Genomic DNA, 23,968 nt, shown 5'->3' on the forward strand with positions numbered 1-23,968 from the left:
GGACACAGGTCCGATTCAAGGGACACGAAACCCCAACACGGTAATATCGTCCCGTTGCGGAAAGTTTCCTTGATACGCCTTCAGGCAGTCGGCCAGCGCTACTTTTTGCGCGTCCATGGATAGAGGGGAATGCCGTTCCATAAATTCGGCGAAACGCCTTCTGCCGAAACCGTAACCTTTGTTCCCGCCGGACTGATCGAGCAGTCCGTCGGTGGTTAGGTAAAAACCTTGCCCCGCCTCCAGGGAAAAACGCCTATTTTCAAAGCGGCCGCGCTTGCGTTCTCCCAGACTCCGCCTTTGCCCTTTAATTTCTTCGACGCCGTCCTTGCCGCTCCGGTAGAGAGACAGCCTGGCGCCGGCGAATTTCAAGCTCTGCTCACGCCGATCGATGTGGCACAAACCCACATCCATATTGGTCGCCAACGAGGCAAGATTTCCCCGAGACGGCAGCATCGCACGGACCGCCGCATCGGCCCGCGACAAAAGCGCCGCCGGATCGGCGATGCTCGTTTCCTTGATCGCCGAATCGAAGGCCGCCTGAGCAATTATAGTCATAAATGCCCCGGGCACGCCGTGGCCGGCACAGTCCACCAGTCCGAGCAGATAAGCTTCCCCGTCTTCATGAAACAAGACAAAATCTCCGCCAACCGCATCGCGAGGTTTCCACAGAATAAAGTGTTCGATCCCGACTTGCTCGGCCAGCTGGCGGGTCGGAAAAATCGCCGTCTGAATCATGCCGGCATAACGCAGGCTCTCGTGAATCTTTTGCTGGGCCAGGGTCATTTCGTCGTTGGCCCGCCGCAAATCCCGGGTTCGCTGCTGGACCCGTTCCTCCAGTTCGTCGGCATGGCGGCGCACCTGCTGTGTCATATAGGCGAACATGCGCGTCAGTTCACCGATTTCGTCTTGCGTCGTCGAATTCAAGCGAAGCTGATAATCGCCGGCGGCGACTTGACGCACGGAACGGGTCAACAGCATCAACGGCGCCAATAGGATCCGATGAACCCCCGCCGCGACCACCAGAACCACAATAATCACGCCGCCCACGGCACTTAAAGCGAAAACCAGCAAAAGGCGCTCGTTAAGCAAACGGGCGATATCGAGATCCACCGCAGTGACGAAAAACCAACCCAGCTCCGGCATGAAAGACAAGCCGTAGAGCCGATGTTTTCCGTTGTGCCGAAGTTTAACCACTTCCACACCGCCATAGGTTTTTTCCAGTTCGGCCATGGCTTTTTGAAGGGTGGTCGCAGGCACCTCCCCCAACAATTTAAACAAGGTGTTATCCGCGTGCGCTTTAGAAACGGAGCTATATTCGATCAGGTTCGGATCGGGATGCATCTGGATGCGGCCGGCGCGGTCAACGATCAGGTTGGTGACGCCGCTTTCGCTGGAAGCAAAGAAATCCGCCAACAGTTCGGACAACGGCAAACCCGTGCTCGCCACCCCGATGGGTTGCGAATCGTCAGTCACGATGACGTTGAACCAGAGGTTGGTCAATTTCAGCTTGGCATCGCGATTCACATTGAGGGTATAGCCTGGCGAGATTTCCAGGGTCGCGAAATACCATGCGTCGTCGGGATTGTCGGGGCTCAAGGTATAGCGCGGACGAGTGCTGTAAGGCTGACTTTCGTCGTTCAGATAATAATGGCCGGAACCATGCACGATGACGGAATAGAGATGCCCCCTGAAAAGCCGGCGAAACCCTTCCGCTTCACGAAAAAACCGGGCTTTTTTGCGGGGATCCTCTTCGTCCAGCATCCATTGCCGGGTGACCTCCGCCTGGGCGAGGCGTTTGGTCAGCGCCAATTCCCGCTCGATCAAAGTGAGTAATTTCTGACGGCTGAGCAAGGTGTGATCGCGCACGAAGGCGGTACCGAAATACTCGCGAATCGTACTGATCAGATAATCGCCCACCACCATTCCCGTCAGACCGATCACGATCAAGAGGGCCGCCACGCCCAAGATCATTTTGCCCCGCAACCCCAAAGCCAAACGCCGACTTCGGAGCGAAATGTCGCTCTCCTCCAAGGTCTCCTTCATCCAAGCAAAGCACTCAAAGCGAATAGCGGCTGTGCAGATCGGGGAGTTCCACTCGGCCGTCGAGGCGGCCCGCCATGGCGTTTCGGGCTTCGTCTTCGCCGTGAACCAGAAAAGTCAGTTCCGGACGACCGGTCTGTCGATGCCAGTCCGCCAATTCATGGCAATCGGCATGAGCGGAAAATCCGCCAATCGTGTACCGCTTGGCCCGCACTTGGATCTCTCGGCCGAACAGGCGTACCGTTTGGGCGCCGTCGATAATGATCCGCGCCAAGGTGCCGCGCGCGGCAAACCCGACGAACACGAGACTACATTCGGGACGCCACAGATTGTGCTTGAGATGATGCCGTACCCGGCCGCCGGTGCACATCCCCGAGCCGGCCAGAATCACCGCGCCGCTGTCGATCTGATTCAAGCGCATGGATTCGGCCGTCTCGCGGGTGAAATACAAATTGGGCAAGTCGAGCGGATCGCGCCCACTGTGAAAAATTTCATTGGCTTCGCGGTCGTAACATTCGGGATGGCGGCGAAAGATCTCGGTGGCGGAGATGGCCATGGGGGAATCCAGAAACACCGGCAAATGCCGCGGCAGAATTTTCGATTCGATCCCTTCCCGCAGAAAATAAAGAAGCTCCTGAGCCCGTTCCAGAGCGAAGGTGGGAATGATCACATTACCCCCCCGATCCAGGGTATCCAGAATCGCTTCGTACAATTCGGTCACGGAAGGGGCGAGCGGCTTGTGGGGACGATTGCCGTAGGTGGTTTCCATCACCACCACGTCCGCATGAGGGGGATGGGCCGGATCGCGCACGATCGGCTTGCCCCGATTGCCCAAATCGCCGGAAAAAAGCACTTTACGATGACGGCCGCTTTCCTGAAGATCCAGCAGAATGGCAGCCGATCCGAGAATATGACCGGCATCGATGAAAGTCGCCCGAATCCCCTTGGCGATCCGAGTGGGCCGGTTGTACTCCATTCGACGCCCGAAAAAGTCGAGGGTATCCAGCGCGTCGAGCACGCTGTAGAGCGGCTCTATCGGCTCCTTTCGCCCGGCTTTCCGAGCCTGATAAGTTTTACGTCGCGCTTCCTCCTCGGCCAGGTGGGCGGAATCCATCAATATGATCTTGGCCAGGTCGCGGCTGGCCCCGGTAGTGATGATTTCCCCCCGAAACCCTTGTTTGACCAATAGCGGCAAGCGCCCGCAGTGATCCAGATGCGCGTGGGTGAGCAGCACATAATCGATCTCCGCCGGATCGAAACCGAAGGGCTTGGCGTTTTCCTCTTCGATTTCCCGTCCCCCCTGATACAAGCCGCAATCGATCAGGAGTTTTTGATCCGCCACCTCGAGCAAATAGCAAGAGCCGGTCACTCCGCCCGCGGCACCGTGAAATTCGATCTGCATGGTTCTTCTCGCTCCTCGTATTTAACGATCAATCATCCTCCGATGGCATCGGACAGAGGTCTCCATTAATCAAGGCTTCCCCCCGACTCTCGTACCACCAAACGATTTCATCCCAAATTTCCCGAGCGGTTTCCACATAGCGGAAGGATTGACGGTCCTCCTGATCGATCGTGCCTTCCTCCACCAGAAAATCGAAATCCACCGCGCGGCGCCAGTATTCCTCCCCCACCAACACCACCGGCACCGATCGAATCTTGCGGGTCTGGATCAAAGTCAAGGTTTCGAACAGTTCATCCAGCGTACCGTATCCGCCGGGAAACACCACCAGCGCCTTGGCCCGCAGCAGGAAATGCAGCTTCCGAATGGCGAAGTAGTGGAACTGGAAACACAGTTCCGGCGTGATATAGGGATTGGGAAATTGTTCATAAGGCAAGGTGATATTGAGCCCCACGCTTTTGGCTCCCCGATCGAAGGCCCCTCGGCTGGCCGCCTCCATGATCCCGGGCCCTCCGCCGGTCATCACCACCAACCGGCAATCCAAGGGTCCCCGTCCGGAATCGCCCACCAAGCGGCCGAATTCCCGGGCGATGTCGTAGTATTTGGCCTTGGCGGCGATCCGCTCGGCCACTTGCACGCGGCGTCGGAGCTCCTCGCTATGGGGCCGCTTTGCCAAAGCCTCCTTAAGCACCCGCAACTTGCGCCGGGCGGCGACCGGCTCCGGAATCCGGGTACTGCCGAAGACCACGATACTGTTTTGCACGCCCTCCCGCTGAAGCTCCAATTCCGGCTTGAGATAGTCCAGCTGCAGGCGGGTGGAGCGGGTTTCGTAACGATTGAGAAATTCCACATCGCGAACCGCCGGACGATAGCTGGGACTGGCCAGGATCCGCTGAACCCGCCTGGGCGCCTCCGGATCCTCTTCGGGGGGCTTGGGGGTCTGCCAAGGCAAAGGCTCCACTCGCTGCAAAGCGGGCGCCTCGGCCGATGGTCGGGATTTGGATGACGAATCGTGCGTATCTGTCATGGGGAGCGCTCCTCTTCAACCATCACCGATTCGGAAAGCTGCCTTTGCAACATGTAAGGGGCGATCAGCATGGTGCCCACCATCATCATCACGAAGGCCGCATAGACATCATCCGTTAATAAACCGAAGCCTTTGGCCAAAGCCACAACGATCATGGCGATTTCACCCCGCGGCACCATGGCCCAGCCTAGCACCCACCCGCGAACGTCTGGAACGGCCATTCGCGCAGCGAGTAATTTCGCCCCCATCGCCACAATCGTCAAAAGCAAAGCCATACCCACAATCTTAAGGGAAAACAAAGACGCCAAATTGATTTGCATGCCCATCAGGACAAAGAAAATGGGAGCGAACACTTTTTCCAGAGGGGTTATCAGATCCTGCATCGTAACCCGACCTTCGCATCTTTCTTCGAGGTTCAGGCTGTTTAGAATCAAGCCCGCTTCGAACACCCCTAAAATACCGGACAAGCCCAGTAGGTCGGCAAACCAAGCCATAATAAACGCCAACCCCAAAGGCAACAGCAGCTTGGCCTGATATTCTTCCATATCTTTCATCCAGGCCAGTTCCCAGGTGGGCGCTTTACGGCAGATGCAGTAGACACCGAAGAAAAACAGTCCAACACCCAGCAAATCCGCCAAGATGCCAAGCCAACCACCGCTTTGAACCAAAGAAGAAGCAACGGAGATCAACCCGATAGCCAACACATCGTCAAGGAGCACGGCACCGACAAGGATCTTGGCTTCCTGGGTAAACCGCCTCCGAAAAAGCGGCATCAAAGCCAAACTGATGCTGGCGCTGGTGGAGACCAAACCACTGGCGAGAAGAAACCTGGCGGTCCAACTGGATTCCGGTAGCAACCAGAAACTTGCAACCCAACCCAACGCCAACGAGCCGATTCCACCCCAGAGCGCTACTCGTAAGGATTCGGGGCCCACCTCCACCAATTCATCCAGCCGCACGTCCAATGCCACCTTGAACAGCAGGAACAGGATGCCCAGATTGGAAAAGTGCCACAGCGCACTGCCCATCAACAGAAAACCCGGACCTTCGTCTCCCACCAAAATACTGATCAGCCGATCTCCGAGACCACCCGGTTCGAGTTCCTCGGGCGGAAAGATGTTCAAGGCCGCGGTCACCACCGAAGCACCCGACACCCAGACCTCTCGGAACAACATATTGGCATCGCCCAGATGCATGATCAGGAAGAACAGCGGTGACAGCTCGCTCCAATACAACAAGTTACCGAATACCAAGCCGATCAAGAGTTCTCCCAGAATCTTGGGCAGATTCAGTCGCCGCGCCAACAGATGACCGGCTACCACGACCCCCAGGAGCACGCCCAACTCGACGAGGATATAAGCAAACGGATCGATTCCCAAGGGCTGCTGGCCGGCGCCGTAGGCACTTGGAATCCCCCCGATTACCGTTACCCAAAGCAACCACCGTTTAATTGTAATTCGCATGCTCAAAGTCCTCCCCCTATCTTCCCGGGTGAATCTAAGAATAGCAGCCATATTCGTGGAATTCTCCCGCCACTTCGTTCTCCCCTCGCGCTGTCGGGTGATATACTCACACGCCGTTCAATGGCGCAAGTACCCTTCACCGAATCAATCCCAAGCCTTACGGAGTACATAATTCCTCATGTCAGGATGGACCACCGCTTTTAGCATCGCGCTTACCGCTTTTTTGGGAGCGATGGCCGCCGGCCTTGCTCCCCGTTATCTACCGGCGGGCAAACCCGGTTTGTGGAGCGCGACCACCGCCATCGCAGCCGGCTTATTGCTGGCATCGGCCATGGTAATCGTCATCCCGGAAGGCTTCGAGGTGCTGTTTCTCGTCCACCCTCCCCAGACGATCCCCCATGCGGACAGTTTTCTCGGCCTGCCCAAGGTGCTGGCCTCGGGCTTGGCCATCCTGGCCGGTTTTCTGCTGATGCTCGGCCTGGAAAGCGGTGGAATGGGGCACGAATTTTCCCAGGCCAACAACTCGGAGGCGAACGGGCAAAATCCGATCAATATGCTGGCCCTGGGCCTCGGCCTTCATGCCCTCACCGACGGTCTTGCCCTGGGAGCCAGTGTGGCGACCGGGCTCCTTGCCATCACTTTGCCCATCCTGGCGGCAATCATGGTGCATAAGATTCCGATTGCATTCGGCCTGGGCACTTTTCTTTGGCAAAACGGCAAGCGCGAAGAACACGACTCGTTGCGCCTCCTGATTTGGTTCAGTCTGGCTACGCCGGCAGGTTTGCTGATTACCTTTCTATTCCTGCGCCACCTCCCCCACGAATGGATCGGACTGATCTTGTTATTTTCCGGCGGCACTTTCTTCTATGTCGCGGCGGTGGACGTATTGGGAAGGGTGCGCAGACAACAGCAGGGCATGCGCCTCTTCCGACGGGTGGGACTGGGAGCGATTCTGGTGATCGCCGCTCTGATCCTGTTCCAATTGCTTGGTTTCGAAGCAGAATTCCATTCCTGACGGCGTGATCTCGCATCGAGCGACTGAGCGCTTTTCTCGAATTGCCAACATTGGCTTTTCCCCTTTTCTGTTTTATCCTGGCCGCGAATCTTGATCGTTCCAGGAGGGCGCCATGCCAATTCTTGACCGTCCGGGAGTCACAGCGAGCCACTTACTTTTCACTCTGGTCCTGTTTGCTTTACTGGCAGCCCCGTGGAAACCCCAAGCCGCGGAAGTCACTCTAGCCGACGACAAAGCCCTTTTGGGCCTGCCTCCGGTACCGATTCCGGAAGACAACCCCTTGACCCTGGAGAAGGCACGGCTGGGCAAAAGATTGTTCGAGGACAAGCGTTTCAGTGGCGATGGCACCATCAATTGCGCCCATTGCCATCAACCGGAATTGGCCTTTCAGGACGATTTGCCCATCGCTCAAGGCATCCGTCAGCAGAAAGGCACTCGCAACTCCCCCACGGTGATCAATGCGGCCTATTATGAAACTCAATTCTGGGACGGACGCAGGCCGAGCCTGGAAGCCCAAAGCAAGGATCCTTTCCTCAACCCGGTCGAGCACGGTTTGAAAAGTCACGCCCCCATCGTCGAGAGCGTGCGCAAGGACCCCGATTACCGGAAAAGCTTTCAAGAAGTCTTTGGATCGCCCCCCGAACAAATCACCATCGACCATGTCGCCAAAGCCATCGCCAGCTTCGAACGCACGGTGGTGGCCGGCGACAGTCCCTTCGACCGCTATCAATTCGGCGGCGACCAAAACGCCCTGTCTGAAGCGGCGATCCGGGGGTTGGAGGTCTTCCGGGGCAAGGGCCGCTGCGTCAGTTGCCATGTGATCGAGGAAAACCAAGCCCTGTTCACCGACAATCAGTTCCACAATTTGGGGATAGGCTTCAGCCGGATCCAATCCCGGCTGCCGCAGATCCTCGACGCTTTCCGCAAAGCCCGACAAGCCGGCGAGGACATCGACGAGACCGTATTGACCAAGGCGGATATGTCGGAACTGGGCCGCTTCGTGGTCACCGAAAAACTGGAGGACATCGGCCGTTTCAAAACCTCCACCCTGCGCAACATCGCCCTCACCGCCCCTTACATGCACGACGGTAGCCTCAAGACCCTGGAAGAGGTAATCGTCGTTTACGACCAGGGCGGATTCGACAATCCGATGCTGGACGGCGGTATCCGGCCGCTGGGATTGACCCCCCAAGAAAAGTCGGATCTGATCGAGTTTCTCAAGTCTTTGACCAGCGATCGTTTTGCCCATCTGCAATCTGAAGGGAGGTAAGCGTCATGAGCATCACCCGGAGAAAATTCCTCAAGCAAGCCGGCGTGGCCGGCGCCGCCGCCACCCTTCCCTTCAGCCTGGTGGAAATCAGCTGGGGCATGGGCCAAAAAGGCAAAGCCGAACACGAACCGTTCACCTTCGCCTATATTTCCGACTCCCATCTCACGCACATCAAGGGCACCCGATTCACCCGCAACTTCGATCAAGGGTTGCGCAAGGCGATCATGGAAGTCAATTTGATGTCGCCCAAGCCCGATTTCGTGGTCTACGGCGGCGATCTGGCCCAATTGGGCAAACCCGAAGAGCTGGACCACGGTCTCGAATTGATGTCGTCGCTGCGCCATCCGGTCCGTTGGGTCATCGGCGAGCACGATCTGTATCTGGATATGGGTAAATACTGGGAGGACAATATCAGCCCCCTTCATTACAGCTTCGACCACAAGGGCGTCCACTTCGCGGTCCTCAACAGCATTCTCACCTACGAGGAGTGGATCAACCAATGGTCGACCCCCATGGAACGGATGCTCAACATGGCCCGCCTGGACAACCCCAAAGGCTCGCCGTTCATGGTGGGCGAAGCTCAAATCCAATGGCTCAAGGAGGACCTGGCCAAGCAGGACCCGAGCACGCCGATCGTGGTTCTGTCCCACTCCCCCTTGTATAAGATATTCAAACCGTGGAACTTCTGGACCGACGACGCGGAAGAGGTCCAAGCCCTGCTGCAGCGCTTCGATCGGGTCACCGTGCTCCACGGCCACGTCCATCAGGTGCTTTACAACCAGATCGGCAACATCACTTTCTATGCCATGATGGCCACCGCCTGGCCCTGGCCCTATCCGGTCAGCTACGTCCAGAAACCCAATCAGGTACCCAAACTGACCGTGTTCATGAACCGGGCCGATCCTTTTCACGAGCGCGACGCCACCGGATGGGACATCCTCGACCTGGAAAGCGGCGCGATCACCAATCACTATCAGCTATGGCAGAACGAGTACCGGACAGTCGCCTACGACTTCAAACTCGACCATCCGGTGGATCGCAAATATCAAGACGAAGACCAGCGAATCCCGCCACAACGCCACTATTGATGAGGAGAGAGACCATGGGATGCATGAAGGTTTTGACCCTGGGGCTGGCGCTGCTCGCAGCGGCCACTTCGGTTATCGGCGATGAATTCACCGAAGAGGATCTGAAGCGATGGCGGGCCGAGTTCATGGAAGTGAAAGAAAAAGGTGAAAAGCTGTTCCACTCGACCATGGGCAGCAACCACGTCTCTTGCGATCAATGCCACCCCAATGCCGCCAACACTCATCCCGAAACCTATCCCAAGTTCCAGCAGCAATTGGGCAAGGTGGCCACTTTGAGGGAAATGATCAACTGGTGCCTGAAAAACCCCCTGGAAGGCGAACCCTTTCCCTTGGACAGCAAGGAAATGATCGCCCTGGAAGCCTACATCACTTGGGAACGACGCGACGTTCCGTTGGCGCCGGGCAAGCACTGAATCGCGTTACTCCCTCAAACTTGGGAAGGGGCTGCCTTGTCGAGCAATTCTTGCCGAATGCCCTCGGCGACTTTGCTGTCCAAGGCGACAATCACCAATTCATCCCCTTCCTCGAGTTCGGAAGAGGCGTCCACAAACACCAAGCGGTCGCCGCGATACAGCCAGGCGGGATGAGCTTGCTTTTCCGGCAGCGGCAATTCCGTGAGGGAGCCCGCCCATTCCGGCGGGATGACCACGGAGAATAAATAGGCATCGCCCTTGAGCAAGGTGGCGAGCTGGAGGATATCGCGCCCCTCGACGGCGTCGGCCAAATAACGGCTGATGGTGCGGACCGGCACCAGCGTCTCGGTCAGCCCCAGGGCAATGGCGACGCGCTCGAATTCCGGGTCTTCCAAAGTGGTGAATATCCGGCCAATTTTCATGGTTTTTCCCACCAGGCTGGCCAAAATATTGTTTTGATCGATTCCGGTGGTGCAAATCAACACATCCACCGAATGGGGTTCGGTTTCTTCCAAAATATGGGGATGGGTGCCGTCGCCGTGAATGAAGCCGCAATCCATGTTTTCACTCAATTCCTGGATACGATCCTGATTGCGCTCGATGATGATCACCTCGTGACGACGCTTGATCAAAAGCCGGGCGCAGGCCACGTTGGTGGCACTGGCGCCGATAAACACCACTCTCATCGCGAAGTCCTCCAAGTGACGGGATTGAACAAGACCAAAACGGCAAAAATCTCCACTCGACCCAGCCACATATCCAAGCCCAGTACGCATCGCAACAAACCCGGCAGTTCCATATCGGTGATCCCGACGGACAATCCCACCGTGGCCACCGCCGAAACCACTTCGAACAAGGACCGCAAGGGATCATATCCCCACAGCAAAAAAGGCAGCCAGGAAACGAACACGGTCAGCACGTACAGGAGGATCAACAGCTGCACCCGGCTGCTCAAGGATTCGTCGATGATCTGGTTACCCAGCCGCAATTCGATCCAGGCATGGGGCGGAAGCGCCAGACGGCGCAGCTGCAAGATCAGGGTGCGAAGAAAAATCAAAATTCGCAACCACTTGATGCCGCCTGCGGTGGAACCCAGTCCACCGCCGCTCAACATGGTCGCCAACAAGAGTCCCAATACCGCCGGCGGCATCGTGCCCACTTCCAGGGTGGAAAAACCCGCCGTGGTCTGAGCGGAAATGGCCGTCAGCACCCCATGGAATAGGGCCGGCCCCCAACCGAACCCCTGCTGCCACACCAAAATGGCGGCGATCAGGCAGGCGGACAGGAAGGCGTTCACCAACAATGCACGAAGTTGCAGGTCGCGCCACCACGATCCGGGCAGACCGAGATACATCGCGAACGGCAACGCTCCCAGCAAACTGACACCCATAACGCCAACCGCAAAAGGCGCGCCCAGTTCGGTCAAACCTCGGTCCAAGGACGAAAAGCCGCCGGTGGAAATCGCCGCCAGGGCGTGCACGAGAGCGGCAAAGGGGTCGCCGCCGAGCCCCCACAAGAGAAAAAAGGCAAGCCCGGTAATGGCCAGATAAACCCTGCCGATTCGCCAAGTGTAAATCCAGGCAGAGGTCAAAGGTTCGGCTTCGACTTCCAAACCCAACAGCCGCCTGGGCAAACGCCCCGGTTCCAGCCATAAGGGCAACAAGGCGACGATGCCGAGTCCGCCATACCATTGCATCCAAGCCCGGGCGAATAAAAACGCAGGCGGTTTGTCCGCCACGGCGGGCAAAGTGCTCAAGCCGGTGGTGGTCACCGCCGAAACCGCCTCGAAAAGCGCGGCCGAATAGCTGACCCCGGCCCCGCTCAAAGGATAGGCCATGAGCAAGGGAGACAGCAAAAAGGCCAGCGCGGTCACCACCAATCCCTCGTTGCCCCGCAGATCGGTCGGCGGGGAAAGACGCGCCAACGGCCAGCATAGAAGGCCCAGCGGGGCGAGGACAATTAGATAACGCAGGGTTATGCCGAGCAAACCGCTCATCAGCGCCACCGACATCGGCACCAGGGCCAGTGCAACCAGCACCAACCCTACCCTCCCCAGCAGGTAAGCCAACACCCGCGGACGGACCGAGTGATACAAAACGCCAACGGACGGTTCAGTCATAGACCTGCTACAATCGGCGATGAATAAAGGCCTATACTATCAGCGGAAAACAGCGGCGTGACGAATCTTCCGGTTTTTCAGCTCTCTCCTTCGGGTCATGCACTCAGCATCCGCCCCGCCCGCCTGGAAGATCTGAACCGGCTGGTGGAAATAGAAAACCGCTCGTTCACCATAGATCGTTTTTCCCGCCGCACCTTTCGCTATCTTCTGACCCGCGCTCACGCCGTCACCCTGGTGGCGGAGACCGCCGATGGAAACGTGGCGGGCTATGCCATGCTTTTGTTCCACCGCGGCACTTCCTTGGCGCGCCTCTATTCACTCGCCGTCGACCCCGCCTTGCGGGGGCAAGGAACGGGCGCCACCCTCATCGAGGCGGCCGAACAACTCGCCTTGAACCACGACTGTATTACTCTGCGCTTGGAAGTTCGCCAAGACAATACCGACGCCATCCGCCTCTACCAAAAACGGGGCTACAAAGCGCTGGATACGGTCTCGGACTATTACGAGGACCACATGGATGCCCTGCGGATGGAGAAATCCCTCGCCCCGCACCTGAAACCTTCCCTGGCGCGCGTCCCCTACTACGAACAAACGTTGGATTTCACTTGCGGACCGGCTTCTCTGATGATGGCGATGGAGACCTTGGATTCCTCTCTAAAGCTTGACCGCAAATTGGAACTTCGCATCTGGCGCGAATCCACCACCGTATTCATGACTTCCGGACACGGCGGTTGCGGTCCTTACGGTCTGGCCTTGTCTGCCTGGCGGCGCGGCTTCGACGTCGAGGTCTTCGTCAACGATCCGGGGGCGCTATTCATCACGTCGGTGCGCGACCCGGAAAAACGCGAAGTGATGCGCCTGGTGCAGGAAGACTTCCTGGAGGAACTGCAAGCCTTGCCGATACATCTGGAATACCGGGCGCTGGAGGTGGAAGAATTGACCGCAAAATTCGACCGCGGCGGCATTCCGGTGGTGCTCATCAGTTCCTATCGAATCTACGGGGAAAAATTTCCCCACTGGGTGGTAATGACCGGTCACGACGAATCGTTCGTCTATCTGCACGACCCTTACGTGGATCACGAAGTCGGCAAAACAGCCACCGACTCCATCGACATGCCGATCCTGAAACGCGACTTCCAACGCATGGCCCGCTACGGTAAGACCGGCCAAAAGGCCGTGCTTATCCTATCCCGCTCTATCGACACCGACCCAACCGCGACATTCGACTGACCTGCCCATGCCTTCCCATATCGTATTGATCGAAAAGCCGAACGATTGGCGCCCCGATTTTCCCCGGATACAGATACTCACAGCGGGAGAATATCTGGCCCGGCCGGATCTTTTTAAACCCCGGGGTACACATTTGATCAATTTTTGCCGCAGCTATCGTTATTTGAGTTCCGGATATTATTGCTCTCTGCTGGCCGGCGCCCGCCACCACAAAATCCTGCCATCGGTCCATACCCTCACTGCCCTGAGCCGCAAGACTCTCTACAGCCTAGACCTGGAGAACCTGGACCGGACCCTGCAAAAAATACATGCCCAAGGCCAGCCATCCGATGGAGAAAGCCTGGAACTGAACATTTACTTCGGCCAAGCGGAAGAAGTCCGAATGCAGGGCCTCGCCCGGCAAATTTTCGAGTTGCTTCCCTGCCCGATCTTGAAAGTATCGCTTCATCATGAGCGTCGCTGGGGAATCGCTTCCATTCAACCGGTCCATTTGCATCAGTTGTCCAACCTTCAACACGAGAGCTTCACCCACGCGCTCGAATCGTATCTGAGCAAGCCCTGGCGACTCCCCAAAAGCCGCCGGGCGGCCCGCTTCGACCTGGCCATCCTGCACGAGCCGGGCGAAAAGAAGCCGCCGTCCAACGCCGGTGCATTGCGCAAATTCGTTCAGGCCGGCAAAAAGTTGGGGGTCGCGGTGGAGCTGATTCAAAAGAAAGACTTCAACCGGGTGACGGAATTCGACGCCCTGTTCCTCCGCACCACCACCGCCATCGATCATTACACTTATCGCTTCGCCCGCAAGGCGCATTTCGAGGGAATGGCAGTGATCGACGACCCCGACTCCATCATCCGCTGCACCAATAAAGTCTATTTGGCGGAGCTGCTTGCCGGTCAACAAATTTCCCATCCCCGCACCGTGATTTTGCAGAAACGGGATCGCAAAAAGTTGCCCCAACCATTGGGCTTTCCGATCGTCCTCAAGATCCCCGACGGTTCCTTCTCCAAAGGGGTGCTCAAAGCCAACGATGAAAACGAATTCACCCAGGTCTGTGCCCAGCTGTTCAAGGCGTCCGATCTCATCCTGGCTCAGGAATTCATTTATACCCCCTTCGACTGGCGCATCGGCATCCTCAATCATGAGCCCTTGTATGCCTGCCGTTATTTCATGTCGCGCCGGCACTGGCAGATCGTCAAGTACCAACGATCCGGCCGGATCGAAGAAGGCGGATTCGAGACCCTGGCCATAGAACAGGCACCGAAAACAGTGGTGGACACGGCGGTTCTTGCGGCTCAACATATCGGTGACGGTCTTTACGGGGTGGACCTGAAACAGACCGAGCGAGGCGTCTTTGTGATCGAAATCAACGACAACCCCAATATCGATTCCGGCATCGAAGACAAAGTCTTGGGCGAGTCCCTTTATCGTCAAATCATGGCGGACTTTATCCGCCGCATCGACAACCGTCGCGAGGGCGATGCTTATTTTACTTCACCATGATGCATAGTCAGATTCTCTGGTCCTTGGTGGGAATCGGCCTGATTTCCATCGTCTGTCAATGGATCGCCTGGCGGGTCAAGCTGCCGGCCATCCTATTCCTTCTGTTGGCGGGCATCGCGGCCGGACCGGTGAGCGGCTGGCTGTCTCCGGATACCCTGTTCGGCGATCTGCTGTTTCCCATGATCTCCCTGGCGGTGGCGGTGATTCTGTTCGAGGGCAGCTTGACCCTGAAATTCGAGCAGATCCGGGGATTGGAGAAAGTAGTCCGCAATCTGGTCACCCTCGGCGTCCTGATCACCTGGTGGATCACCGCCTTGGCCACCCGTTACCTGGTGGGATTCACCTGGGACATCGCCATACTGTTTGGCGCCTTGATGGTGGTCACCGGCCCCACGGTGATCGTCCCCCTGCTTCGCAGTGTGCGCCCCAATCGCCGGGTATCCAATATTCTCCGCTGGGAGGGGATCGTCATCGATCCTTTGGGGGCCTTGCTGGCTGTGCTGGTGTTCGAGTTTATCCGATCGAGCTACGGTTCGGCTCTGACCCTGACGGCCTCCACTTTCGGGAAAATTTTATTGGACGGTTTGTTGCTGGGTTCCTTCGCCGGCTATTGCTTCGGGCTTGCCCTTCGCAACTTCTGGATTCCGGATTATCTGCACAACGTCACCGCTTTGATTTTAGTCTTCGGCGTCTACGCCCTCGCCGACACGCTGGAAACGGAAGCGGGGCTGTTGGCGGTGACGGTCATGGGAATGTGGCTTGCCAATATGCCCGGCGTGCCGGTCAAAGAAATCCTCAACTTCAAGGAAAGCTTGAGCATATTCCTGATCTCCGGACTGTTTATCCTCCTCGCCGCACGCCTGGATTTCAGCCGATTTCAAGATCTGGGATTTTTAGCCCTGGCGGGTGTTTTTCTGGTCACCCAGTTCATCGCCCGCCCCGCGGGGGTGTGGCTTTCCACGCTCAATTCCGACCTGACTTCGGAAGAGAAAACCGTCCTGGCGCTGATCGGTCCCCGGGGGATCGTCGCGGCGGCAGTGACCGGCCTGTTCGCGATCCGCCTCGAGCAACACGGTTATCCCAAAGCGGATCTGTTGGTGCCGCTGGCCTTCACGGTCATTATCGGCACGGTGGCGATACAAAGCGCCTTCGCCCGGCTGCTGACGAAACACCTCGGGGTCTCGGAGCCGGAGGGCGGCGGTTTTCTCATCGTCGGGGCCAATGCGGTCGCCCGGACGCTGGCCGAGGCCTTGCAAGACCTCGGCATCCAAGTGATGTTGACCGACAGTTCCTGGGATCACGTCAAAACCGCGCGCCTGGAGGGACTGCCGGCCTATTACGGCAACCTAACCTCCGAGCACGCCGACTGGGATTTGGACCTGGTGGGGTTGGACGGTCTGCTGGCCCTTTCCCCGAGCGCGGAATTGAACGCCTTGGCCTCCTGCAAATACGCAGGGGAATTCGGTACCGACCGCGTCTACATGATCCAAGCGGAGAAAGAAGAAGAAAACCGTCATCGAACCGCCGCCACGGCTCGGATCTTGTTCGATCGGGAGATCACCTTCGCGGTTCTGGCGAGCCGCATCGGTCAAGGCGCAATCATCCGCCAAACCAAGTTGACGGAAAATTTTGACTTCGAGGCCTACCGGGCCCGCTATCGCAATCGGGCGATCCCCCTGTTTTTGCGCCTGCCCGATGGAGAATTGGAAGTCATTACCACCGATCGTAAACTCACCCCGAAACCCGGCTCGACGCTGCTGGCGCTGATCCAACCGGAATCCGGAGAGGAGACCGCCCCCACCGCCGAATCCCGTACCCTCCCCTGACTCGACCGGTCAATCGGCAATAGGAGGCTCGGCGGGGAACGCCTCCATTTCCTCCTCGATTCGGACTTGAAATTGCTCCACCGCTTCGGCCGCCGGCCCCGCCTCGCCGAAGCGGGCGATATGGAACAAGGCGTCGCCCTCGGTGACCAGGGGCAGGTTGTTTCTCCCGATCACGATACCGGAGCAAGTGGCGGTTACCTGTTCCTCGTTTTTGCCGAACGGATCTTCCACGACGCCGAGGACTTCTCCACTGGACACCTTCGCTCCCAAGGGAACCAGAGCCCGCAACAGCCCGCTCTGGGGAGAACGAACCCATTGGGTCGAGCGGGCAACGACCGCCTCCGCCGGGGAACGGCTTTTCCCCGGGACGGAACGCACCATGCCCAAGGCCCGCATGACCCGGAACACCCCGCGCACGCCGGCGCGGATCACCGTCTCGCTATAGCGCAATGCCTCTCCGCCTTCATACACCAGAAACGGAATGCCCCGCTCCGCCGCTTCCGCGCGCAGGGAACCGTCGCGTAAATCGGCATTCAGAATGACCGGCGCGCCAAACGCCCGCGCCAAGGCCTCGTTGCAATCGGCGGCCTCAAAAGCGGTACGAATCTGGGGCAAGTTATCGCGGTGGATGGCGCCGGTGTGAAGATCGATACCATGCGTGCATACCGTCAACAACTCATGGGTAAACAGATGGGCCAACCGCGCCGCCAAAGACCCTTTATCGGTTCCCGGAAAACAGCGGTTCAAATCGCGGCGGTCGGGCAGATACCGCGACTGGCGCACGAAGCCGTAAACATTGACGATCGGCACCGCGATCAGTGTCCCCCGCAGCCCTTTAAGCATGGGCGAGCGAATCAGGCGGCGAATGATTTCGATGCCGTTGATCTCATCCCCGTGCACCGCCGCGCAAACCAAAAGTCTGGGCCCCTCGCGGCGACCGTGGATGACATGCACGGTCATCGGCACGGGCGCGTGGGTATAAAGGCTGGGTAAGGGAATATCGAAACTCGCCCGCTTTCCGGGGCGAACGGTCATCTCGTGGATGACCAGCTCTTGCATGTCTTTTTCTTCTTTACGGCTCATCCTTTGCCGCGGGTACGGGTTTTACCCAGCCGGGCGTTTTTTTCGATGAACTGGATAATCTGGCCGGCAATGTCCCTGCCCGTGGCGGTTTCGATTCCGTTGAGGCCCGGCGACGAATTGACCTCCAATACCAAGGGACCGTGATTGGAACGGATGATATCCACCCCCGCCACATTCAACCCCATGGTTTTGGCGGCCCGGACCGCGGTGGAGCGCTCTTCCGGAGTGATTCGAACCAAAGCGGCGCTGCCACCCCGGTGAATGTTGGAGCGAAAATCTCCTTCCCGGGCCTGGCGCTTCATCGCCGCCACCACCTTGTCTCCGATGACGAGGCAGCGAATGTCCGTACCTTTGGCCTCGGCGATGTACTCCTGCACCAAAATATGAACTTTCAATCCCAGAAATGCCTGGATGACGCTTTCGGCGGCCTGATAGGTCTCGGCCAACACCACCCCGATACCTTGGGTGCCTTCCAGCAATTTGATCACCAAAGGCGGTCCGCCCACCATCTTGATCAGGTCATCGATATCGTCGGGGGCGTGAGCGAAACCGGTGACCGGCAAGCCGATTCCCTTCCGCGCCAACAGTTGAAGCGAGCGCAGTTTGTCGCGGGATCGAGTAATGGCCACCGACTCATTAAGCGGATAGACTCCCAACATCTCGAACTGGCGCAGCACCGCGGTTCCATAGAAAGTCACCGTCGCTCCGATCCTCGGGATGACCGCATCGAAGTCATCCAGAATACTGCCCTTGTAGTGGATACTGGGACGATGGGAAGTGATATTCATGTAACAACGCAGCACGTCGACCACTTTGATCTCGTGACCTCTCTGGGTGCCCGCCTCCACGAGGCGTTGGGTCGAATAGAGTTTGGGATCGCGGGACAGGATGGCGATTTTCACGAATTCTCCTGGGTTGATATTCCGGTCTCGGGTTTTCCCAACAGATAAGACCGGGCCGGGTCCACTTGAGCGCGCCCGGCGATCGCGGTGCGGCCGAGAAGCATCCGGAACAACATGGTATCGCGGTTGGTCAGCGTCATCTCGATGGGCCATTCCACATCGCTCAGCCGGATCGGCGTGACGATAACATAGCGCTTTTCCCGATGGCCACCGGAATCGCTCACCATTCGCCGATCGACCACTTGCGCCCGGCATTCCACGGCCAAGCGGGTATTGCGCGGCCGGGGATGAACGCCGAACCGCACCCAGAGAGCCCCCTTACGGCGATAAGGTTCCACGTAGAAGGTGTGCAAAGCGGAGGTTTTGGCGCCGGTATCCACCTTGGCTTTCACGGGGGGCAATCCCAACTCGGGCAAACACACCCATTCTCGCCAACCGAGCAAAATAGGAACATGCGATTCGGCCGCCATGGAGTACCAAGGAGGGTTTAAAGATAAAAGCGGCGTACCCGGAAGCGTTTCTCGCTTTTCGGGAAATTTATTTGAGCCACCGCATCACCCCTCGGCGCAGTTTGGGACTCACTCCGATAGCAATACCCAAGGCGAAGGCGGCGAGGGTAAACGACGGCGCGTTTTTGCGTACCATCCGGTCGAGATCTTGAGTCAGCCGATCCACGTCCGCTTCCAACGTTTGGATTTCCGCGGTGGAAACCTCGGCGGAAGTTTTCGGTGGAAGCTTGGGGCGGCCGACGAACCACCAGACCATAAGGAAGATCAAGGCCGACAGCAATACCACGCAAGCGGTGATCAGCAAGGCGACCGGGTTGCCCAAACGCATCACCAGCCAGAGATAGAGACTGCCGAAGAGTAGACCGACACCGGCCGCCAACAACAAAATGGAAAGGATATAAACCGCAAGGAAAAGCAGTCCCCGCCGGGCCATGGAATCGACCCGGACGGCAGTGGCAGAAAAAACGCCTCGCAAAGAGCCCACAAGCCTAGCGGCTGAGGAGTTTCCCGGCAATCAATCCCAAGCCGAACGCAGCCAGGATACTGAGAAACGGTTTTTCCTCGATTTTTCCTTCCACGGTCTTGCGTGCGTCTCCGACCGCTCTGCCGGCTTCTTTGACCGCCGAATCGGTCGCTTCGGACCAGTGCTCCCTTTGGGCTTGAACGGTTTCACTCGCCAAGTCGCCCACGGTTTTGGTCAATTGGGAAATGTCTTGCCCCAATTTTCGGATATCCGCTTTCAAAGATTCGATGTCTCGTTCGACTTCGGCCATGTATCACCTCCTTCGCTCAGGTCCACGCCGACCGAACCCACACGTGCGGAGCGGGCTCGGCTCAATAATAACCCAACTTGCAAGTGCCGCTATTCCCTGCGAATATCCTCGGCGGTCTGTCCTTCCTTGAGAATAATGACCTCCACCCGACGGTTGTGTTGTCTCCCTGAGGCGGTATCGTTGGGAGCGATCGGATAAGCCTCGCCGTAACCTTCGGTCGTAATCCGATCCCGATCAACACCGTTCTGAATCAAAAAATCCGCCACCGATCGGGCGCGGCGTTGGGAAAGCTGCAAATTATACGTCTCCGAACCCACGCTATCGGTATGGCCTTCGATCACCAGCCTGCGGGTGGGGTTCTCTTTGAGCACGGTTACCAGACGATAAAGCTTCTGCATGGCCCCGGGCTTCAATTCCGCTTTCGCGGTTTCAAACAGAATGTCGCCCAGGGTGATCTCCAGACCTCTCTCGGTCTGTTTGGCCTGAAGATCCGCCAGTTCCCCTTCCAATTGCCTGACTTTCTCCGATGCCTGTTCGGCCTCGCCCCGAGCCATCAAAGCCTCACGGGTCCGTGCCTCCAGCAAAAGTTGTTTGCGCTGCTCGGTCAATTTTGAAATGGTTTCTTCGGCCATATCGCGTTCGGCCCGAAAATTGGCCAGCTCCACTTGCCTCTTGGTCAGATAGGCCAAATGGGAAACTTCGGTTGCATCCTCGCTCTCACTCCACGTTTGTTCGGCCTGGGCCAGCGTTTTTCCCGCTTCATGAAGTTCCACCGGCGCCATCCGAGCGATTTGCGGATCGTTCTTGGCCGCTTCCACCGCTTCCCGGGCTTCTCCCAGAGCCACCGGAGGCTGGGAAGCACAACCGTAAAAAAAGGCCAAGCCGGCAAGCGAGCCCAACTGCAGAAATTTGAAGGTATGTTTGCGCATGACCATTTCCCCCCTTCTATCCGGTAGGTTGTTGCTCAGAGACCGAGCGGTCGATTTCTCGACGCAACGTCTCTATGCTTTGACGCAATTCCTCCACCGCACGTCGGCCTTTTTCCGTGGTCGCCTTGGCCTCGGCGACTTGAGCGTCGACGGACGCCTGATCCGCCAGGCGACGAGCCTCGGCATATTCTTTATCGTCCAGCGCCGCTTTGGCCTGCTGAAGCTTTTCGCGGGCTAAACGAATATCCAACGGGGCATATTGGGCGGCATTCTCGTTGTCGGCCATACTGACCATCTGTTCGGCCACCGATATCTTTTCCAACGGCGGTCTCTCGCCGCCGCAGCTCCAAATGAACAGGGGAACCATGCCTATGGTTATCATGTTTCTGCAACTGAAGAATCGCATCTATCCACCTCCATAATTTATAAGTGGACTACCGGATAGGACAAGCGCCCATGGGAAGGAACGCTATCAGAAATCCCCCGGCATGGCAATTTAATGCATCTTCCTTACGGCTAGGACTGTTGACTAAATTGCAATACCATAACCTTCCCCTCATTCAATTCCCGGGAGAGCAGTACGTGACTCCATGGCGCCTCCTTTACATCGTCTGCTTATGCTGGCTATCGACCAAGCCGCTCCAAGCCGCTACCGTTAGCGTTCCGCTCACCTTCGAGTATGGTTTCATCCGCCAAGCCCTCTTAGCCTGGGCCTATGACGACTCAGGCAAGCTGGGGGCTCTCCAAGACGCTTCCGGTTGTAATCGGGTGATCCTTTCCGATCCCAAACTGACGCCTGAGAATAAAAAAATGCATTTAAACCAACAAGCGGAAGTGGAGGTGGGCACAGCGCTCAACGGCCGATGCACTCCCTTCATCCACTGGCGGGGCCGGCTGCATACTTGGCATCGACCGGAAATCGCAGACGGCGGATCGGTGGTACGTTTTCCGATAGCCGCCAGCCGTCTTTACGACGAGACAGGCATGGAAATTCCCGCCGGTCCCATGCTAAACCAGGCCCGGCGATTCGCCGAACCTCGTCTCAACGATTTCAGCATCGATCTGAAACCGGCGCTGAAGGAAATCAAAACGCTGCTACCGCAAGTACTGCCTCGAAACAGCCCGCAATTGGCTTCGATCCTCGACTCCCTGGCGGTCACCGATCTTGCGGTGAACAATGACCATCTTCAATTGACCCTGCGCTTCACCACTCCCGACCTTCCTGCCGGCGAACCGTCTTCGCCCCCCCCTTTCACCGCAAAAGAATTAAAGCAGTGGGAAAACACCTGGGAACAATGGGACGCTTTCTTAACCGCGGCCATCAAGCAAGCCGCCTCCGATACCGATTCCCCCGCCCTGCGCCATACCCTGGAATCCGTTCTACTCAACGCCCGCTATGTTTGGCGCGATGCACTGGCGGCGGAAACGCCGGAAGAACGGCCCGATCCGGTACGGGTATTTTTCCTGGAAACCTGGGACCAACTCGCGCCGGTACTGGCGACGTTGACCGCCCGACTTCCCGCCGAAAAAGGAATCCGCTATGCCGCTTTCATCAATGCGGTGGATACCCTCGAGGCTCTGGATGCCCTCGGTCCCGCCTTGGGACTGGAGATTTCCAGCGCCGGGCTGCGGCGGTTGGCGCGCTTGCTGATCCGAGACGGCGACACCCCCTTGCAATACCGCGACGAGATCGACCCCGAACTGAGACGCCTTTTCGGTTTGACACCCAACGACACCGAAATGCAGGGACTCGGCTTCCCCCTCGACTGGTTGATTGACCCAGCCATCGCCGCCCGCTCGGACACCGCCCTGGCGGCTCGTTTGAACGGTTGGGCCCCGGACCGCCGGGATGCCGGACGCTATCTGCCCTTGGCGCATCAGTTGCTGGTCCAGGCGATCGAAGACAGCGCTCAAAGCCAAGCGCTTCGTGGCGATCTGCGTCCCTTATTTCGGAATCTGGTGCTTGCCGCCGCCTGGCAGGAAAGCTGCTGGCGTCAATTCATCCAACAAGGAGGCAGCATTCAACCGCTGGTTTCGTCTTCCGGCGATGTGGGCATTCTGCAAATCAATACCCGGGTCTGGCGCGGGCTTTACCATCCCCGGCGCCTACGCGATGACATCGCCTACAACGCCCGCGCCGGCAGCGAAATATTGCTGCATTATCTGACCGATTACGCCCTCGCCAAGAAGGAGGATCGCTTGGGCGGTAGCCGCGACGCCCTGGCGCGCTCCACCTATGCCATGTACAACGGAGGTCCCCGCCACATCAGCCGTTACCGCAAATCCGGCACATCGCCTCATCTGCGCCGAATCGACCGGGCTTTCTGGGAAAAATACCGGCAAATTCAGCGCGACGGATTCCATGTTGTGGCCGGATGCTACGGCGGGTCGGTACGAATCGATCCAACCACCACACCGGCATCCGGCGCCGATGCGACAGCGACCGCCAAACCGATCGATAGCGCTTCGGGAAGGAGCTGGATCAAACGCCAAAACCCTGAGCACTACACCTTACAATTGATCGCGGTCCAAGAAGAATCGGCCGCCCAATCTTTCCTGAAGCGGCTCGGTAACAGCCCCGGAACTTATTACCGCTTCCGTCGTGACGGTAAAACCTGGTATGCGGTGGTCCTCGGCGTCTATCCTAACCGAAAGGAGGCTGAACAGGCGGCCGCCGTCTGGCGAAGCAAACTGTCCTTGCCGGACATATGGGTCCGCGACTTCGCCAGTCTTCAACAACAAATCGGTCGTTCCTGACATCCGCTTGGCCTTGCATGATTGACCTTTCCCTGCCCCCCGCTTCCCCTCTCGATAAACGGGCCGCCCATTTAATCCATACCTTCGCCGCGCTCCAAGCGGGGATTGCCTTTACCCTCGCCAACACCGCCTTGGGCGATACGGTGCTGGTCACGGGGCTGACCTTGTATCTGATCCACAAACTGGGCAAACTATACGGCGTTCAGGATGTCAGCGCTCAACAGGTGCTCGGTCAATGCCTGGCTTACTACGGCGGAACCTATCTGTCGAGCAAACTTCTGTTCTGGTTACCCGGCATCGGCAACTGGGCCAATGCCACCGCGACCTTATTGTTGGTGGAAACCGTTGGCTGGACCTGCGTCTCACTGTTTTCATCCCAACTCGACCCGACAAACCTCAAACCGTCCCAGTGGCGCGAATTACTCCGCAAAGCCCGGCGTCAGGCCGAAATCCATCAGGCCGCCAACAAACGCATTCTGGGTAAAATGACCGCCCAAGACCGCGCCCGCCTGGAGGCGATTCAGCGTCGACTCAAGGAACCCGATCTCTCCGAGGAGGAGAAAGAAAGGCTCTATCAAGCCCTCGAATCCCTGTATCAAGAAATAGAAAATCGGCCCTAGAAAGGAA

Annotated in this window: 22 protein-coding genes; 9 read left to right on the top strand and 13 right to left on the bottom strand. The window is 57.8% G+C overall.

The genetic code is table 11. The features are described 5' to 3' along the window. Positions 1–15: 15 nt before the first annotated feature. From siaA to H035_RS0111240, 4 genes are read right to left on the bottom strand one after another with little or no spacing between them, the layout of a single operon-like run. Positions 16–2,043: a biofilm regulation protein phosphatase SiaA gene (siaA, locus tag H035_RS0111225; RefSeq protein WP_022949071.1), complete on the bottom strand. Its 2,028-nt coding sequence runs from the start codon at positions 2,041–2,043 to the stop codon at positions 16–18. A 13-nt stretch (positions 2,044–2,056) separates the two neighbouring features. Beyond that, positions 2,057–3,442 (bottom strand): MBL fold metallo-hydrolase, encoded by a 1,386-nt coding sequence (locus H035_RS0111230; protein WP_022949072.1) that lies wholly within the window; start codon positions 3,440–3,442, stop codon positions 2,057–2,059. A 28-nt stretch (positions 3,443–3,470) separates the two neighbouring features. Then, positions 3,471–4,466, bottom strand: coding sequence for an LOG family protein (locus H035_RS0111235; RefSeq protein WP_022949073.1), 996 nt, complete (start codon positions 4,464–4,466; stop codon positions 3,471–3,473). After that, entirely contained in the window at positions 4,463–5,929 is a 1,467-nt protein-coding gene (locus tag H035_RS0111240; RefSeq protein ID WP_022949074.1) for a cation:proton antiporter, read from the bottom strand. The genes H035_RS0111235 and H035_RS0111240 overlap by 4 nt, the downstream gene beginning before the upstream one ends. Before the next feature lie 178 nt (positions 5,930–6,107). Between H035_RS0111240 and H035_RS0111245 the strand changes: the two genes are divergently transcribed. From H035_RS0111245 to H035_RS0111260, 4 genes are all read left to right on the top strand, one after another. Beyond that, positions 6,108–6,944: a ZIP family metal transporter gene (locus H035_RS0111245; RefSeq protein WP_022949075.1), complete on the top strand. Its 837-nt coding sequence runs from the start codon at positions 6,108–6,110 to the stop codon at positions 6,942–6,944. Between the two features lie 112 nt (positions 6,945–7,056). Then, positions 7,057–8,214 carry a cytochrome-c peroxidase gene (locus tag H035_RS0111250; protein WP_022949076.1) on the top strand — a complete coding sequence of 386 codons (1,158 nt, stop codon included), beginning with the start codon at positions 7,057–7,059 and terminating at the stop codon, positions 8,212–8,214. Positions 8,215–8,219: 5 nt separating this feature from the next. Then, a complete protein-coding gene (locus H035_RS0111255) occupies positions 8,220–9,302 on the top strand; it encodes a metallophosphoesterase (protein ID WP_022949077.1) in 1,083 nt (360 codons plus the stop codon). Between the two features lie 14 nt (positions 9,303–9,316). Then, complete coding sequence (locus tag H035_RS0111260) at positions 9,317–9,715, top strand: hypothetical protein (protein WP_022949078.1); 399 nt, start codon at positions 9,317–9,319, stop codon at positions 9,713–9,715. 14 nt (positions 9,716–9,729) lie between these two features. Here H035_RS0111260 and H035_RS19380 read toward each other — a convergent pair whose 3' ends face one another. Next, the gene (locus tag H035_RS19380) at positions 9,730–10,401 is read right to left on the bottom strand and encodes a potassium channel family protein (protein ID WP_022949079.1); all 672 of its coding nucleotides are present in this window, start codon (positions 10,399–10,401) and stop codon (positions 9,730–9,732) included. Further along, complete coding sequence (locus H035_RS0111270) at positions 10,398–11,834, bottom strand: TrkH family potassium uptake protein (RefSeq protein WP_026596532.1); 1,437 nt, start codon at positions 11,832–11,834, stop codon at positions 10,398–10,400. Before H035_RS0111270 ends, H035_RS19380 begins: the two co-directional genes overlap by 4 nt. Before the next feature lie 57 nt (positions 11,835–11,891). Between H035_RS0111270 and H035_RS19385 the strand changes: the two genes are divergently transcribed. Genes H035_RS19385 through H035_RS19390 form a run of 3 tightly spaced genes read left to right on the top strand, consistent with a single transcriptional unit; the run spans position 11,892 to position 16,388 of the window. After that, entirely contained in the window at positions 11,892–13,064 is a 1,173-nt protein-coding gene (locus H035_RS19385; RefSeq protein WP_022949081.1) for a GNAT family N-acetyltransferase/peptidase C39 family protein, read from the top strand. A 7-nt stretch (positions 13,065–13,071) separates the two neighbouring features. Then, positions 13,072–14,562 carry a RimK family protein gene (locus H035_RS0111280; RefSeq protein ID WP_022949082.1) on the top strand — a complete coding sequence of 497 codons (1,491 nt, stop codon included), beginning with the start codon at positions 13,072–13,074 and terminating at the stop codon, positions 14,560–14,562. Beyond that, positions 14,559–16,388 (top strand): cation:proton antiporter, encoded by a 1,830-nt coding sequence (locus H035_RS19390; RefSeq protein ID WP_051149778.1) that lies wholly within the window; start codon positions 14,559–14,561, stop codon positions 16,386–16,388. The genes H035_RS0111280 and H035_RS19390 overlap by 4 nt, the downstream gene beginning before the upstream one ends. A 9-nt stretch (positions 16,389–16,397) precedes the next feature. Here H035_RS19390 and H035_RS0111290 read toward each other — a convergent pair whose 3' ends face one another. The 7 genes from H035_RS0111290 to H035_RS0111320 all read right to left on the bottom strand — a co-directional run bounded on the left by H035_RS0111290 (position 16,398) and on the right by H035_RS0111320 (position 20,951). Beyond that, positions 16,398–17,471 (bottom strand): succinylglutamate desuccinylase/aspartoacylase family protein, encoded by a 1,074-nt coding sequence (locus tag H035_RS0111290; protein WP_022949084.1) that lies wholly within the window; start codon positions 17,469–17,471, stop codon positions 16,398–16,400. Next, positions 17,468–18,373 (bottom strand): 30S ribosomal protein S6--L-glutamate ligase, encoded by a 906-nt coding sequence (gene rimK, locus H035_RS0111295; RefSeq protein WP_022949085.1) that lies wholly within the window; start codon positions 18,371–18,373, stop codon positions 17,468–17,470. Before rimK ends, H035_RS0111290 begins: the two co-directional genes overlap by 4 nt. Then, positions 18,370–18,843: an ATP-dependent zinc protease family protein gene (locus H035_RS0111300; RefSeq protein ID WP_022949086.1), complete on the bottom strand. Its 474-nt coding sequence runs from the start codon at positions 18,841–18,843 to the stop codon at positions 18,370–18,372. Before H035_RS0111300 ends, rimK begins: the two co-directional genes overlap by 4 nt. Positions 18,844–18,910: 67 nt before the next feature. After that, on the bottom strand, positions 18,911–19,366 hold the full coding sequence (locus tag H035_RS0111305; protein ID WP_152486020.1) for a hypothetical protein: 456 nt from the start codon (positions 19,364–19,366) through the stop codon (positions 18,911–18,913). Between the two features lie 4 nt (positions 19,367–19,370). Next, entirely contained in the window at positions 19,371–19,655 is a 285-nt protein-coding gene (locus H035_RS0111310) for a DUF883 family protein (RefSeq protein ID WP_022949088.1), read from the bottom strand. A gap of 89 nt (positions 19,656–19,744) precedes the next feature. Next, entirely contained in the window at positions 19,745–20,584 is an 840-nt protein-coding gene (locus tag H035_RS19395; protein ID WP_022949089.1) for an OmpA family protein, read from the bottom strand. Between the two features lie 16 nt (positions 20,585–20,600). Then, entirely contained in the window at positions 20,601–20,951 is a 351-nt protein-coding gene (locus H035_RS0111320; protein WP_022949090.1) for a DUF4398 domain-containing protein, read from the bottom strand. A gap of 215 nt (positions 20,952–21,166) precedes the next feature. Here H035_RS0111320 and H035_RS19400 point away from each other — a divergent pair, with 215 nt between their 5' ends. Next, positions 21,167–23,341 (top strand): SPOR domain-containing protein, encoded by a 2,175-nt coding sequence (locus tag H035_RS19400; RefSeq protein ID WP_022949091.1) that lies wholly within the window; start codon positions 21,167–21,169, stop codon positions 23,339–23,341. Positions 23,342–23,358: 17 nt separating this feature from the next. Beyond that, positions 23,359–23,961 (top strand): hypothetical protein, encoded by a 603-nt coding sequence (locus H035_RS0111330; protein ID WP_022949092.1) that lies wholly within the window; start codon positions 23,359–23,361, stop codon positions 23,959–23,961. Positions 23,962–23,968 lie beyond the last annotated feature (7 nt).

The sequence above is a fragment of the Methylohalobius crimeensis 10Ki genome (assembly GCF_000421465.1).
GTDB classification, from domain to species: Bacteria; Pseudomonadota; Gammaproteobacteria; order Methylococcales; family Methylothermaceae; genus Methylohalobius; species Methylohalobius crimeensis.

Excerpts from the sequence above, each read along its gene's own strand:
- H035_RS0111255 (WP_022949077.1), top strand. The coding sequence starts at position 8,220 with ATGAGCATCACCCGGAGAAAATTCCTCAAGCAAGCCGGCGTGGCCGGC.
- H035_RS0111240 (WP_022949074.1), bottom strand. The coding sequence starts at position 5,929 with ATGCGAATTACAATTAAACGGTGGTTGCTTTGGGTAACGGTAATCGGG.
- H035_RS0111230 (WP_022949072.1), bottom strand. The coding sequence starts at position 3,442 with ATGCAGATCGAATTTCACGGTGCCGCGGGCGGAGTGACCGGCTCTTGC.
- H035_RS19380 (WP_022949079.1), bottom strand. The coding sequence starts at position 10,401 with ATGAGAGTGGTGTTTATCGGCGCCAGTGCCACCAACGTGGCCTGCGCC.
- H035_RS0111320 (WP_022949090.1), bottom strand. The coding sequence starts at position 20,951 with ATGGTTCCCCTGTTCATTTGGAGCTGCGGCGGCGAGAGACCGCCGTTG.
- H035_RS0111310 (WP_022949088.1), bottom strand. The coding sequence starts at position 19,655 with ATGGCCGAAGTCGAACGAGACATCGAATCTTTGAAAGCGGATATCCGA.
- H035_RS0111250 (WP_022949076.1), top strand. The coding sequence starts at position 7,057 with ATGCCAATTCTTGACCGTCCGGGAGTCACAGCGAGCCACTTACTTTTC.
- H035_RS0111330 (WP_022949092.1), top strand. The coding sequence starts at position 23,359 with ATGATTGACCTTTCCCTGCCCCCCGCTTCCCCTCTCGATAAACGGGCC.
- H035_RS0111290 (WP_022949084.1), bottom strand. The coding sequence starts at position 17,471 with ATGAGCCGTAAAGAAGAAAAAGACATGCAAGAGCTGGTCATCCACGAG.
- siaA (WP_022949071.1), bottom strand. The coding sequence starts at position 2,043 with ATGAAGGAGACCTTGGAGGAGAGCGACATTTCGCTCCGAAGTCGGCGT.
- H035_RS19390 (WP_051149778.1), top strand. The coding sequence starts at position 14,559 with ATGATGCATAGTCAGATTCTCTGGTCCTTGGTGGGAATCGGCCTGATT.
- H035_RS0111245 (WP_022949075.1), top strand. The coding sequence starts at position 6,108 with ATGTCAGGATGGACCACCGCTTTTAGCATCGCGCTTACCGCTTTTTTG.
- H035_RS19395 (WP_022949089.1), bottom strand. The coding sequence starts at position 20,584 with ATGCGCAAACATACCTTCAAATTTCTGCAGTTGGGCTCGCTTGCCGGC.
- H035_RS0111280 (WP_022949082.1), top strand. The coding sequence starts at position 13,072 with ATGCCTTCCCATATCGTATTGATCGAAAAGCCGAACGATTGGCGCCCC.
- H035_RS0111270 (WP_026596532.1), bottom strand. The coding sequence starts at position 11,834 with ATGACTGAACCGTCCGTTGGCGTTTTGTATCACTCGGTCCGTCCGCGG.
- H035_RS0111235 (WP_022949073.1), bottom strand. The coding sequence starts at position 4,466 with ATGACAGATACGCACGATTCGTCATCCAAATCCCGACCATCGGCCGAG.
- H035_RS0111300 (WP_022949086.1), bottom strand. The coding sequence starts at position 18,843 with ATGGCGGCCGAATCGCATGTTCCTATTTTGCTCGGTTGGCGAGAATGG.
- H035_RS0111260 (WP_022949078.1), top strand. The coding sequence starts at position 9,317 with ATGGGATGCATGAAGGTTTTGACCCTGGGGCTGGCGCTGCTCGCAGCG.